General features: G+C 72.4%; 11 protein-coding genes. 10 read left to right on the top strand and 1 reads right to left on the bottom strand.

Annotated elements, in window-relative coordinates:
* The first annotated feature begins 214 nt into the window (after nt 1-214).
* Together ACH4ZA_RS33970 and ACH4ZA_RS33975 are read left to right on the top strand one after the other, a co-directional pair.
* A complete protein-coding gene (locus tag ACH4ZA_RS33970; RefSeq protein WP_398433077.1) occupies nt 215-1,732 on the top strand; it encodes a glutamate--cysteine ligase in 1,518 nt (505 codons plus the stop codon).
* 272 nt (nt 1,733-2,004) lie between these two features.
* Nucleotides 2,005-2,805 (top strand): CPBP family intramembrane glutamic endopeptidase, encoded by an 801-nt coding sequence (locus tag ACH4ZA_RS33975; RefSeq protein ID WP_398433078.1) that lies wholly within the window; start codon nt 2,005-2,007, stop codon nt 2,803-2,805.
* 23 nt (nt 2,806-2,828) lie between these two features.
* On the opposite strand, the gene ACH4ZA_RS33980 is transcribed toward ACH4ZA_RS33975, so the two are convergent.
* On the bottom strand, nt 2,829-3,638 hold the full coding sequence (locus ACH4ZA_RS33980) for a PhzF family phenazine biosynthesis protein (RefSeq protein WP_398433079.1): 810 nt from the start codon (nt 3,636-3,638) through the stop codon (nt 2,829-2,831).
* A gap of 314 nt (nt 3,639-3,952) precedes the next feature.
* Between ACH4ZA_RS33980 and ACH4ZA_RS33985 the strand changes: the two genes are divergently transcribed.
* The 8 genes from ACH4ZA_RS33985 to ACH4ZA_RS34020 all read left to right on the top strand — a co-directional run bounded on the left by ACH4ZA_RS33985 (nt 3,953) and on the right by ACH4ZA_RS34020 (nt 12,134).
* Nucleotides 3,953-6,670 (top strand): LuxR C-terminal-related transcriptional regulator, encoded by a 2,718-nt coding sequence (locus ACH4ZA_RS33985; RefSeq protein WP_398433080.1) that lies wholly within the window; start codon nt 3,953-3,955, stop codon nt 6,668-6,670.
* A gap of 240 nt (nt 6,671-6,910) precedes the next feature.
* Nucleotides 6,911-8,545, top strand: a complete 1,635-nt coding sequence (locus ACH4ZA_RS33990; RefSeq protein ID WP_398433132.1) for an MFS transporter — start codon at nt 6,911-6,913, stop codon at nt 8,543-8,545.
* 64 nt (nt 8,546-8,609) lie between these two features.
* A complete protein-coding gene (locus ACH4ZA_RS33995) occupies nt 8,610-9,131 on the top strand; it encodes a hypothetical protein (protein ID WP_398433081.1) in 522 nt (173 codons plus the stop codon).
* A gap of 152 nt (nt 9,132-9,283) precedes the next feature.
* Nucleotides 9,284-9,481, top strand: a complete 198-nt coding sequence (locus ACH4ZA_RS34000; protein WP_351673182.1) for a hypothetical protein — start codon at nt 9,284-9,286, stop codon at nt 9,479-9,481.
* Nucleotides 9,482-9,524: 43 nt separating this feature from the next.
* Nucleotides 9,525-10,217 (top strand): HdeD family acid-resistance protein, encoded by a 693-nt coding sequence (locus tag ACH4ZA_RS34005; RefSeq protein ID WP_398433082.1) that lies wholly within the window; start codon nt 9,525-9,527, stop codon nt 10,215-10,217.
* Nucleotides 10,218-10,353: 136 nt separating this feature from the next.
* Nucleotides 10,354-10,785 carry an SHOCT domain-containing protein gene (locus tag ACH4ZA_RS34010; RefSeq protein ID WP_398433083.1) on the top strand — a complete coding sequence of 144 codons (432 nt, stop codon included), beginning with the start codon at nt 10,354-10,356 and terminating at the stop codon, nt 10,783-10,785.
* A 42-nt stretch (nt 10,786-10,827) separates the two neighbouring features.
* Nucleotides 10,828-11,256, top strand: a complete 429-nt coding sequence (locus ACH4ZA_RS34015; RefSeq protein ID WP_398433084.1) for a hypothetical protein — start codon at nt 10,828-10,830, stop codon at nt 11,254-11,256.
* 38 nt (nt 11,257-11,294) lie between these two features.
* Complete coding sequence (locus ACH4ZA_RS34020) at nt 11,295-12,134, top strand: class II glutamine amidotransferase (protein WP_398433085.1); 840 nt, start codon at nt 11,295-11,297, stop codon at nt 12,132-12,134.
* The last annotated feature ends 30 nt before the right edge of the window (nt 12,135-12,164 follow it).

Consider the following 12,164-nt stretch of genomic DNA (forward strand, 5'->3'; position numbering starts at 1 on the left):
AGTTTTTCACGAGTTCCGGATTTCAACCGACGGGCGTCGGGCGTCTTGCCCGGTGAATGTGCCACCGGTTACTTCCGGTGGCTTCGGGCCGGTGCAGTGGCCGATGCCTCCCATCGCGGACGTTATCGATCGGCAGGGCTGGGCATCATTGCACCTGACCCCGGGACCACCGGCGGCCGCGCTGTCGGCCCGCCACGCGAGGAAGGACGCTTCGATGGGGGAGAAGGTCGTGGCAGGCGCGTTCGACCTGTCCGATCGTCAGGACTACCGGGACAAGCTCCGGAAGTGTCTGACGGGGCTCGAGCGGCTCCTGGCCCAGAAGCGCTTCGATCGGCCCAAGAACTTCATGGGTCTCGAGATCGAACTGAATCTCGCGGGTGCCGACGGCCTGCCGAAAATGCTGAATGGCGAGGTGCTGGAGCGGATCGCGAGCCGCGATTTCCAAACAGAACTCGCCATGTTCAACCTGGAAGTCAACATAGCTCCACACCGATTGGACGGCCGGGTATTCGATCGACTTGCGGAGGAAATCAGTACGTCACTGGCATATGCCCACCGAAAGGCGGGCGAGGTCGACGCCGGAATCGTGATGATCGGTATTCTGCCGACTCTCGACCGTGACGACCTGGTCTCGTCGAACCTGTCGGACGTCGATCGCTACACCCTTCTCAACGACCAGATCGTGGCCGCCCGCGGAGAGGACTTCGTCCTGGAGATCGACGGGGTGGAGCGGCTGTCGTGCACCTCGAAGTCGATCGTGCCGGAGGCGGCCTGCACCTCCGTGCAGCTGCACCTGCAGGTGACGCCGGGCCGTTTCGCGGCCGTGTGGAACGCGGCGCAGTCGGTCGCCGCCGCGCAGATCGCCGTCGGCGCCAACTCGCCCTTCCTGTTCGGCCACGAGCTGTGGCGGGAGTCGCGGCCCCCGCTCTTCCAGCAGGCGACCGACACCCGGCCGCCGGAACTCCAGGCCCAGGGCGTACGGCCGCGGACGTGGTTCGGGGAGAAGTGGATCAGCTCGGCACAGGAGCTGTTCGAGGAGAACGTGCGCTTCTTCCCGCCGCTGCTGCCCATCTGCGACGACGAGGAACCGCTCGACGTCCTCGACGCGGGAGGCGTCCCCTCGCTCGCCGAACTCGTCCTGCACAACGGCACGATCTACCGCTGGAACCGGCCCGTCTACGGCATCGCCGACGGCGTCCCGCACCTGCGCGTGGAGAACCGCGTCCTGCCCGCCGGACCGACCGTGACCGACGTGATCGCGAACGCGGCCTTCTACTACGGCGTCGTCCGGGCCCTGGCGGAGGAGTCCCGGCCGGTGTGGTCCCGGCTGCCGTTCGAGACGGCCGAGGCCAACTTCGACGCGGCGTGCCGGCACGGGATCGAGGCCCGGCTGCTGTGGCCGCGGCGCGGGCGGCTGGGCGGCCTGGTCGAGGTGGACGCGGTGAGTCTCGTACGGGACGAGCTGCTGCCCCTGGCCGAGGCGGGGCTGGACGCCTGGGGGATCGAGCCGGCCGACCGCGATCTGTACCTGGGAGTCATCGAGGAGCGGTGCCGGCGACGGACCAACGGGGCGTCCTGGCAGGTGGCGACCTTCCACCGGGCGGTGGAGGCCGGGCTTTCGCGGGACGCCGCGCTGGCGGCGACCACGCGGCAGTACGCGGAGCTGATGCACGCCGGCGACCCCGTGCACACCTGGCCCGTGGGGCTGCCCGAGCTTGCGCCGAGCGCCTGACGCCTGAACCGTTCAGTGCCTGACGTCCGAGTACGGGGGTCGCTGCCGCCTGCCCCGCACGGATCGGGCAAGCTGTGACCTCCCACGACGGTGACGTCCCTGCCGGGCGGTCGACGGCGGCCCTGCGCCGCGCGGCCCCCGCGCAACGCAGGAGCGGTCCGTACGGGGCGCCCGTCCCCCGTCGTCCTGCGACGCACGGCCTTCACAGCTTCGTTCGAGAGCCTGGCGGGGCGGGGCAGCGGTGGGACGGGGTCACGCAACCGGAGGCAGGTGTGCAGGTGGAGGCAGGGTCGTTGGCTGATTCTTTTCCGCGGGAACAGCTCTCGCGACGGATTTTCCGTGACGAGACGCTGCTCGTCCTGGGGCTCTCGCTCGGTGCGAGCGGTGTGTCGGCACTGATCAGTTTCGTCGGCTCGGTCACCAAGCCGGGGGGCCTGAAGGATCAGGCGGCGACCCTCAACGCCTCCGCCGCGCCCGGCCGGCCGTGGCTCGATCTCGCCTGGCAGCTGTTCGGGATCGCCACGGCGCTGATCCCGGTGGCCCTCGTCGCGCACTTCCTGCTGCGCGAGGGCCAGGGTCTGCGCACGCTCGGCTTCGACCGCACCCGGCCCTGGCCGGACCTGGGCCGCGGGGCGGCCGTCGCGGCGGTGATCGGCAGCACCGGCATCGCCTTCTATCTGGCGGCCCGGGGGCTCGGCTTCAATCTGACGGTGGTGCCGGAGGCGCTGCCCGACGTGTGGTGGAAGTACCCGGTGCTGGTGATGTCCGCGCTGCAGAACGCGATCCTCGAAGAGGTCATCGTCGTCGGGTATCTCCTGCGCAGGCTCGGCCAGTTGGGGTGGACGCCGGGCACCGCGCTGGTGGCCAGCGCCGTGCTGCGCGGCTCGTACCACCTCTACCAGGGCATCGGCGGCTTCATCGGCAACATGGTGATGGGCGTGGTGTTCGTCCACCTCTACCGGCGCTGGGGCCGGGTGGGGCCCCTGGTGGTGGCGCACTCGTTGCTCGACATCGGGGCCTTCGTGGGATACGCGCTGCTGGCGGGGAAGGTGGGGTGGCTGCCCACGGCGTGAGCAGTGAGCCGTGGGCCGCGGGCTCAGGTCAGCAGCTCGCCCTCGATGACGGTGACCGCGCGGCCCGTCAACAGAGTGCGGTCCCCGCTCAGTTCGGTCCGCACGAGGCCGGAGCGCGGGGAGGCCTGCAGGCCGGTCAGCGCCGTGCGGCCGAGCAGGCCGGACCAGTACGGGGCGAGCGCGGTGTGAGCGCTGCCCGTCACCGGGTCCTCGTCGATGCCGACGTTCGGGAAGAAGCAGCGGGAGACGAAGTCGTATCCCCGGGCGGGCTCCTCGGCGCGTGCGGTGGCGATCACGCCGCGGCGCGAACAGGCGCCGAGCGCCCTGTGGTCCGGCCGCAGGGCCCGTACCGTCTTCTCGTCGGCCAGCTCGATCAGCAGGTCGCCGACGTGCGGGCCGGTGTCGAGGCAGGCGAGCGGTTCGGCGCCCAGTGCTCCCGCGAGGGCTGCCGGGACGTCCACCGAGGTCAGCGGGGCGGTCGGGAAGTCCAGGGTGATCGAGCCGTCCTCGGCGGGTGTGGCCACGAGGACGCCGCTGCGGGTGGCGAACCGCACCGGGCCGGTGTGCACGCCCGTCGTGTGCAGCACGTGGGCCGTGGCCAGCGTGGCGTGTCCGCACAGGTCGACTTCGGTGGCGGGGGTGAACCAGCGCAGGGCCCAGTCCGCGTCGCCGCCCTCGGGGAGGGGATGGGCGAACGCCGTCTCCGCGTGGTTGATCTCCCGGGCCACGTCCTGGAGCCGGCTGTCCCCTGGGAAGGCGTCCAGGAGCAGGACCCCGGCCGGGTTGCCGGCGAAGGGGCGGTCGGTGAAGGCGTCGACGATTCGCATCCGCATGCCGTGACGTTACGAGGCGGGCGGCGCGGTCGGCCAAGGCCAATCCACGGTGTGTGGCCCGGTTTTGGGTGTGCCGGCGGCCGGGGACGCCGAGGCCGCGACGGGCGGGCCCGCGCGTGGATCCCGCGCGTGGATCCCGCCCGCCGATCCACCACCCCCGGCACCCGTACCGTTCGGCGTCGTCGCAGGTCGGCCGCATCGTCGTCGCAGGCGTCCGCACCTGCCCGCAGGGCTCTCGTGGAGCGCCCTCGGCACAACCCTGGGATGCTCGGAGGAGCGTTACGCATGACCTGACGACCTGGGCGGTGAGCGCCATGGCCGGGCTCGAGGAGAACGACGCGCGACCGACGGGCCCGTTCGTGCCGGCGGGCCCCTATTCGGATCCCCAGGGAGATCCGTTCCTGCGCACGCGGTTCGTCGTCCCGGCCCGTCCGGTGACGTTTCTGCGGCGCGAGCGGCTGGCCGGACACCTCGACGGGGCTCTTCAGACGCCGCTGACCATGGTCAACGGCGCGGCGGGCGCCGGAAAGACCCTGCTGGTCGCCGACTGGGCCGCGGCACGTGAGCATCCCGTCGCCTGGCTCACCACCGACGCGGCGGGACAGGGCCCCGGCATGCTGTGGGCGTACCTGCTCGAGGCCCTGCGCGCCGCCGGAACCGAACTGCCCGCCGACATCGGCTGCCCCGCGGACGCGAGCCAGGTGCCCGCCGCGCTGCTGGCCCGGGTGGCCGCCGAGCTGAGCGCCCGGGACCGTCCCGTGATCGTCGTGCTCGACGAGTACGACCGGGTCGTCGCCCCGGAGGTCGCCGAGCAGCTGGAATTCGTCCTGCGCCACGCGGGCGGAGGCCTGCGCCTGATCCTGGTCACCCGCACCGAGCCGCTGCTGCCGCTGCACCGCTACCGGGCGGCCGGTGAGCTGACGGAGATCAGGGGAGCGGAGCTGGCCTTCACCGGCGAGGAGGCGGCCGAGCTGCTGGAACTGCACGGACTGCGGCTCCCGGCGCACGCGGCGCAGGCGCTGGTGGACCGCACCCGCGGCTGGGCCGCGGGCCTGCGGCTGTGCGCCCTCGCCGCGCGCGAGAGCACGGATCCGGAGACGTACCTGAAGAAGTTCGAGGCCGATCGCACGGCGGTCGCCGACTTCCTGCTCGCGGAGGTGCTCCGGCGGCAGCCTCCCGAGACGCAGGACCTGCTGCTGCGGGTCAGCGTCCTCGACCGGTTCCGTCCCGGGCTGGTGAACGCGCTCACCGGGCGCACCGACGCCGAGCCGATCCTGGCCGGGCTGCACCGGGAGAACGCGTTCGTCGAGCACCTGGAACAGGACTGGTACCGCCTGCATCCGCTGTTCGCGGAGATTCTCCGTGCCCATCTGCGCGTGCGCTCGCCCGGTCTCGAGCCCGAACTGCACCGGCGCGCCGCGCACTGGCTGCGCGGCTCCGGATCCCTCGCGGCGACCCTGAACCACGGCGCGGCCGCGGGTGACTGGGAGTTCGCCGCGGGCGCGCTGGTCGACGACCTCGCGATCGGCTGGCTCTTCACCGGACTGCGCGTCGACGCGCTCGCCGAGCTGTTCGCCGGGATGGGGCCGGAGGCGGCGAGCCCCGCCGCCCACCTCGTCCGCGCGGCCCGCGAGCTGTCCCTGCACGAGCTCGAACGCGGCCAGGCGCATCTGCGTCACGCGGAACGGACGCTGGACGAGGCCGGGCGCGGGCTGCTGGAACCGGCACGCGCCGGGACCGATCCCACGGAGGAGCGGACCGAGCTGGCGGCGGCACGGCTGAGCTGCGCGCTGCTCGAGGCGCTGGCCGCCCGGCTGACCGGCGCGCCCGCCCGGGCCGAACTGGCCGCCGCGGCGGCCGACACGCTCCGCCACGAGGTTCCCGCCCAGCTGCTGGGGAAGCATCCCGAGCTCACCGCACTGCTGCTGGCCCACCTGGGGTCGGCGCGACTGTGGGCCGGCCGGTTCGAGGAGGCGTGCGCCGCCCTGACGAGCGTGGCCGACTCCGCCGCGGGGGCCGCCACGGCACTCGCACGCGAGGACGCCCTGGGCCGGCTGGCCCTGATCGACTACCTCGACGGCTGGCCGGGCAGAGCGGAACGCAGGGCGCGGGCCGCCGCGGCCGAGACCGAGCGGTACGGCCTGCCCCAGGCGTCCGGCTCCGGCATGGCGCGGCTGGTCCTGGCCGCCGTGGCCGTCGACCGCGACGACCTGGCCCGGGCCCGGACGCTGCTCGACGAGACCGCCGAGTCGCCCTCCGCGTGGCGCGACCCGGTCATGGAGTCGGTCCGGGCCATCGCCGCCGCCCGGCTGCACCTGGCCAGGGGCGACACCAGGGCGGCGCTCGCCGTGGCGGAGCCGGCCGTCGCGGCCGCCGTGCCCTCACCCTGGGCGCAGGGGCAGACGGCGCTCGTCGCGTCCGCCGCGCATCTCGCCGCGGGGCGTCCCGAGACGGCGGTCGACGTGCTTCTGGCGGTCCCCGACGCGCAGCCGGCCTGCGAGGTCGCTGCCGCCCGCGCCCAGCTGGCCGCCGGACGGCCGGAGGCGGCGATCGACCTGCTCGACGCCGTGCGCCGGGAGGGACGCTCCGGGCCGGCGGTGATCGTCCGGGCCCTGTTGGTGCGGGCGCAGGCGGCGAGCGAGGCCGGGGACGCGGCCGCCGCGCACGCACTCGTCGGCCAGGCCCTGCGCGAGGCGCGCCGCGACGGCCTGCGCCGGCCCTTCGCCGAGGCCGGCCCGTGGATCCGCCGCTTCCTCGCCCCGGCGTCGCTGCGGGGGACGGCAGGGGACTGGCTCCACCCGGGCGTGCAGCCCTCCGACGACCGGCCACCGCCGCTGGTGGAGGAACTGAGCGGACGCGAACGGGACGTGCTGCGCAGGTTGGCCCTGACGATGTCCACGGAGGAGATCGCCGCCGACCTGTTCGTGTCCGTGAACACGGTCAAGACGCACCTCAAGAGCGCCTACCGGAAGCTGGCCGTCAACCGCCGCAACGAGGCGGTGCGCCGGGCCCGCGAGCTGGACCTGCTCTGACGCCGACGCCGTCCCTGCGGGGCGGGGCGGGGTGGTATGGAGGCGAGGCGGGATGAGACGAGGGCGGCCCCGCGCGGGGAGGGCGGACGGACGGCCGTCGGCGGCGAGGGCGACGGCCGTCGCGGGCCCGCCCGACTGCTCCTGGGACGGACGACGACCCGGGGCTGTTCCATCCCGGATTCGCCCGTGGTGGGTGAGGCGACGGCGGGGCGGCTCGGCTTCCATGAACCTGTGGACACCGTGACCCGCTGGCGCGCTCTGATCGTCCTGGGCACCGCCCAGTTCCTGATGGTCCTGGACACCTCCGTCATGAACGTCTCGATCAGCCAACTGGTCGAGGACTTCGACACCGAGGTGACGGCCATCCAGGCGGTCATCACCCTGTACGCCCTGGTGATGGCGGCCTTCATGATCATCGGTGGCCGGCTCGGCGACATCCTCGGCCGGCGCCGGCTCTTCGTCCTCGGCCTCGTCGTCTACGCCACGGGCTCGGCCCTCACCGCTGTCGCGCCCACCCTGTGGGTCCTCACCCTGGGCTGGTCGGTCATCGAGGGACTGGGCGCCGCGATGGTGCTGCCCGCCATGGCGGCACTCGTCGCCGAGTCCTACCGGGGGCGGGACCGGGCCGTCGCCTATGGGGTGATCGGCGGGCTCGCCGGTGCGGGGATCGCGGTCGGCCCGCTGCTGGGCGGCTGGGTGACGACGTACCTCACCTGGCGTCTGGTCTTCGCCGGCGAGGTCGTCGTCGTGATCGTCGTGCTGTGTTTCCGCAAGGCGATCACGGAGACGCCCCGAACCGGAACACGGCCGCGACTGGACGGCGTCGGCGCCGTGCTGTCGGCGACCGGGCTGGCGCTCGGGGTGCTCGGCGTCCTGCAGAGCGGCACCTGGGGCTGGCTGAGGCCCCGCAACCCGCCCTTCACCGTGCTCGGCTTCTCGCCGACCCTGTTCGTCGTCGCCGCCGGAGTGGGTGTGCTGGCCGCGTTCCTGCACTGGGAACGGCGCAGGGACGCCAGGGGCGCCGATCCCCTCGTCCACGTCGGGCTCCTGCACCGGCCCGTGCTGAGATCGGGCCTGCTGTGCCTGCTGAGCCAGAACCTCATCCTCCTCGGCCTGTTCTTCACGATCCCGCTGTACCTGCAGGTCGTGCAGGGCTTCGACGCCTTCGAGACGGGGCTGCGGCTGCTCCCCGTGTCGGTCGCCATGCTCATCGCCTCGACGTGCGCCGCCCGGCTGGGCCGGGCGGCGGGAGCGCGGCGGGTGGTGCGACTCGCGCTGCTGATCCTGGCCGGCGCCGTCGTGTGGCTGCTGGCCACCATCGACCCCGTCATCGACGACGCGCAGTTCGCCGGGGCGATGGCGCTGCTCGGCGTGGGCATGGGTCTGCTGGCCTCGCAGCTGGGCAATGTCGTCCAGTCGAGCGTGGGCGAGGACGAGCGCAGCGAGGTGGGCGGACTGCAGTTCACGGCTCAGAACCTGGGTTCCGCACTGGGCACCGCGCTCATCGGGTCGCTGCTGGTCGGAGCCCTGGCACAGGCCTTCACCACCGGCGTGGAGAGCAACCCCCAGCTGTCGGAGGAGACCAGCCGTCAGACCGGAGTCGCCCTCGAGGCGGGCATCAGCTTCGTCCCCACCGAGCAGGTGCGCGCCGCCGCCGAGGACGCCGGACTGCCGCAGGCCGAGGTCGACGCGCTGACGGACTCCTACGCCTCGGCGCAGCTCGACGGGCTGAAGGCGGCCATCCTCGCCGCCGGCGGGATCACGCTCGCGAGTCTCCTGGTCACGTCGCATCTGCCGACCGCCGGTGCCGGTACCGGACGTCCCGGGAAGTCCCGGGGAGGCGCGCCGCGCGGTCCCGCCGACGCGACACGTTGACGGTCCGAACCGCTCGACGAGCCCGAGTCGTCTCCGAGCGCACGATCGCCGAAGGGAGGCTCCAATGACCGGGACGGGACACCGCGAGGCGGCCCGGGCCCGCGCCGCCGAGCGCCGGGCCAACGCCGACTACACCGGCGGTGTCTACGGATCCATGCTGGCCGCCTCGGTCGTCGTGGGCGCGGGCTCCTGGGGGTCGTTCCCTCGCCTGGAGCTCATGCTGCTGCTGTTGCTCACCGGCCTCGTGTTCTGGATCGGGCATGTGCACGCCCAGCTGTTCGGGGCGCGGCTGGCGCAGCGGAGCCTGGACCGCCGGGTCGTGCTGCACGTCTGCCGCGACGAGTGGCCGATCGTCAAGGCCGCGGTGCCGCCGGCCGTCGCCGTGGCCGTCAGCCCCCTGCTGGGCCTCGACCTGTCGGGCACCTTGTGGTTCGCGCTGGCGGTCGCCGTCGCCGGGCAGGTGGGCTGGTCGGCGGCTGCCGCGCGCCGGGCCGGCGGCTCCTGGCGTCTGGTGTCCACCGCCGCCTCGGTGAACCTCGTGCTCGGCCTGGTGATCATCACGTTCAAGCTGTTCCTGACGCACTGACGCACTGACGCACCGTCGTTCCAGCGGGTGACGACGGAGCGGGCGGGACACCGACTCACCTGCACCGGGTGAGGCCCAGGGCTTCACCGGGGCGGACCATCGCGGTAGAGGGCGCGGTTCGCCTGTCCCAGGCCACCCCGGGGAGAGAGCCCATGCGCTACGAGATCCGTGTGGAAGGACAGATGTCGGACACGCTGACCAGGGCGTTTCCGGAGCTGGAGCATGTGGTCATGTCCGGCCAGACGGTTCTGTTCGGGTGGGTGATCGACGAAGCGCATCTGTACGGGCTGCTGGCCCGCTGCCAGTCCCTGGGGCTGCGTGTGATGGAGATGCGTCAACTGCCCGAGTGAGGCGCCGGGGCGTGCAGTCCCGGCCGGGCGCGAGGAGGAAGTCATGAGCGAGCCGCACGGTTTTGCACCGCAGTCCGCACCCGACCCGCTGTCCGGCGGCCGCGACGGCCGCGGCGACGACCGGTCCGCCCGCGGGCCCGCCGGCGGCGATCCCGCCGACGTGCTGGGCGTCCTCGGACGGTCCTGGACGTGGATCCTCGGGTCGGCCATCGCGGCGTTCGTGCCGGGCGTCCTGATCCTGGTCTGGCCGGACGAGACCCTGCACGTCCTCGCCGTGCTCATCGGCCTGTACCTGCTGGTGACCGGCGTGTTCCGGTTCGTCTCCGCCTTCGGCGGGGGCGACCACGGCGAACGGGTGACCGGGCTCCTGCTGGCCATGCTCTACGTCGTCGCCGGGGTGCTGTGCCTGCGGCACCCGATGCAGACCATCGCGGCGCTCTCGCTGATCGTCGGCGTCCTGTGGCTGGTGTCGGGCATCCTCACCCTCTACACCGCTCTCGCCGCCAAGGACCTGCCGCACCGGGGCGTCGTCATCGGCGCGGCGGTGTTCGCCGTCGTCGCGGGGATCGTGGTGCTCGCGCTGCCGACCGAGTCGGCCCGCGCCCTGACCCGGCTGCTCGGTCTGTGGCTGGTCCTGCTCGGACTCGTCGAGGCCGGCGTCGCCTTCGCCTGGCGGGCGGCGCTGCGCAGGGCCCGCACGGCGCCCGCCTGGCAGGCGCCGGCCGGCGATCCCTGAGCAATCCGCACGGCTGCGGGTGACGGTCATTCCTCACCCGCCCCGGGTGAGGACGACGGACTCCCGGGCGCGCAGTCTGAGAACGGCACGCAACGGCCTGCCGGTGTCGGGCGAAAGCCCGGGACGGAGGAGACAGATGAGTGGCGACACCTACCTCGCGTACGACTATCCGCTGCTGAGCGCCTTCTGGACCATGATGGTGTTCTTCCTGTGGATCATGTGGTTCGTGCTGCTGTTCCGGGTCGTGGTGGACATCTTCCGCGACGACGACCTCAGCGGCTGGGGCAAGGCCGGATGGCTGGTGTTCTGCGTCGTCCTGCCCTTCCTGGGCGTGTTCGTGTACGTGGTCGCGCGCGGCAAGAACATGGGGCGCAGGGAGATCACACAGGCCCAGGAGCAGCAGAAGGCCTTCGACAGCTACATCCGGGAGACCGCCAAGGGTGGGGACCGTCCCACCAGCAGCGTCGACGAACTCGCCCGGCTCTCGGAGATCCGTGCCCGCGGCGACATCACCGACGAGGAGTTCGACAAGGCCAAGCAACTCGTCCTGAGCGGCCAGCGCCGCTGAGCCGGCGTACTGCGCCGAACCCCACAGAATCGAGGCACCGGGATGACTCACTCCACCCACACGCCGTCGGCCGAGCGGCACACCGGCAAGCAGCAGTGGGCCGAAGGCCTGATGATCTTCGCCGCCGTGACGCTCATGCTCGCGGGACTGCTCGACATCTTCCGCGGCATCATGGGGATCGCGGAGGACGACATCTTCGTGACGACCCGCAACTACGTGTTCGCGTTCGACCTCACCGGCTGGGGCTGGATCCACCTCGCGCTGGGCGCGGTCGCGGTGATCGTCAGTCTGGGACTGTTCACGGGAGCGATGTGGGCGCGCGTCATGGGCGTGGCCATAGCCGCCCTGATCGTCATCGCCAACTTCCTGTCCCTGCCGTACTACCCGGTCTGGTCCGTCGTGATGATCGCGTTCTCCGCGTTCGTCATCTGGGCGCTGTGCGTGGTGAAGCCGGACAGGTCCCTGAGGTGACGGAGTACCGCGCGGCGCTTGCGGAAAGGCGGTAGACGATGTGCCGTTGGCTCGCCTACTCGGGCACCCCCGTGCTGCTGGAAGCGATCCTCTACAGGCCGGCGCACTCGCTGATCGACCAGAGCCTGCACGCCCGGATGGGTGTGGAGACGACGAACGGCGACGGCTTCGGCGTCGGCTGGTACGGGCTCGAGGCGGACGACGGCAGCCCGGCCGTCGTCCGGGAGATCGGCCCGGCCTGGAGCAACCGCAACCTGCGGGAGATCGCCGGCCACGTCCGCTCACCGCTGTTCTTCGCCCACATCCGGGCGTCGACGGGCACGGCGGTGCAGCAGACCAACTCCCACCCCTTCCGCCACGGCCGCTGGATGTGGATGCACAACGGGGCGATCGCCGAGTTCCACCGGCTCCGCCGGGATCTCGCGCTCGCCGTGGATCCGCGCCTCTTCCTCGACATCGAGGGGTCGACGGACTCGGAGCTGATGTTCTTCCTGGCGCTCACCCTCGGCCTGGAGGAGGATCCGCCGGGCGCCGTGGCGCGGATGGCGGGCCTGGTCGAGCGGGTCGGCCACGCGCACGGCGTGGAGTACCCGCTGCAGATGACGGTCGCCGTGACCGACGGCGAACGGCTGTGGGCCTTCCGGTACTCCAGCCAGGGTGCCTCCCGGTCGCTCTTCTACAGCACCCGGGTGGAGACCCTCCGGTCGCTCCACCCCGACATGGCGTTCCTGCGCGAGGTGTCCGACGACACCCGGCTGATCGTCTCCGAGCCGCTGGGTGATCTGCCGGGCGCCTGGAACGAGGTCCCCGAGAGCACCTACGGCGTGGTGCAGCCGGGGCAGGACGAGATCGTCCACTTCACCCCGATGGCGGCGTGACGCGTGACGTCCTCCGTGCGTCGCCCGGCC

Source organism: Streptomyces sp. NPDC020597 (assembly GCF_044335095.1).
Lineage (GTDB): Bacteria > Actinomycetota > Actinomycetes > Streptomycetales > Streptomycetaceae > Streptomyces.

Coding starts and splice junctions, on each gene's coding strand:
- ACH4ZA_RS33970 (WP_398433077.1), top strand. CDS start 215: ATGGGGGAGAAGGTCGTGGCAGGCGCGTTCGACCTGTCCGATCGTCAG.
- ACH4ZA_RS33980 (WP_398433079.1), bottom strand. CDS start 3,638: ATGCGGATGCGAATCGTCGACGCCTTCACCGACCGCCCCTTCGCCGGC.
- ACH4ZA_RS33985 (WP_398433080.1), top strand. CDS start 3,953: ATGGCCGGGCTCGAGGAGAACGACGCGCGACCGACGGGCCCGTTCGTG.
- ACH4ZA_RS33995 (WP_398433081.1), top strand. CDS start 8,610: ATGACCGGGACGGGACACCGCGAGGCGGCCCGGGCCCGCGCCGCCGAG.
- ACH4ZA_RS34000 (WP_351673182.1), top strand. CDS start 9,284: ATGCGCTACGAGATCCGTGTGGAAGGACAGATGTCGGACACGCTGACC.
- ACH4ZA_RS34005 (WP_398433082.1), top strand. CDS start 9,525: ATGAGCGAGCCGCACGGTTTTGCACCGCAGTCCGCACCCGACCCGCTG.
- ACH4ZA_RS34010 (WP_398433083.1), top strand. CDS start 10,354: ATGAGTGGCGACACCTACCTCGCGTACGACTATCCGCTGCTGAGCGCC.
- ACH4ZA_RS34015 (WP_398433084.1), top strand. CDS start 10,828: ATGACTCACTCCACCCACACGCCGTCGGCCGAGCGGCACACCGGCAAG.
- ACH4ZA_RS34020 (WP_398433085.1), top strand. CDS start 11,295: ATGTGCCGTTGGCTCGCCTACTCGGGCACCCCCGTGCTGCTGGAAGCG.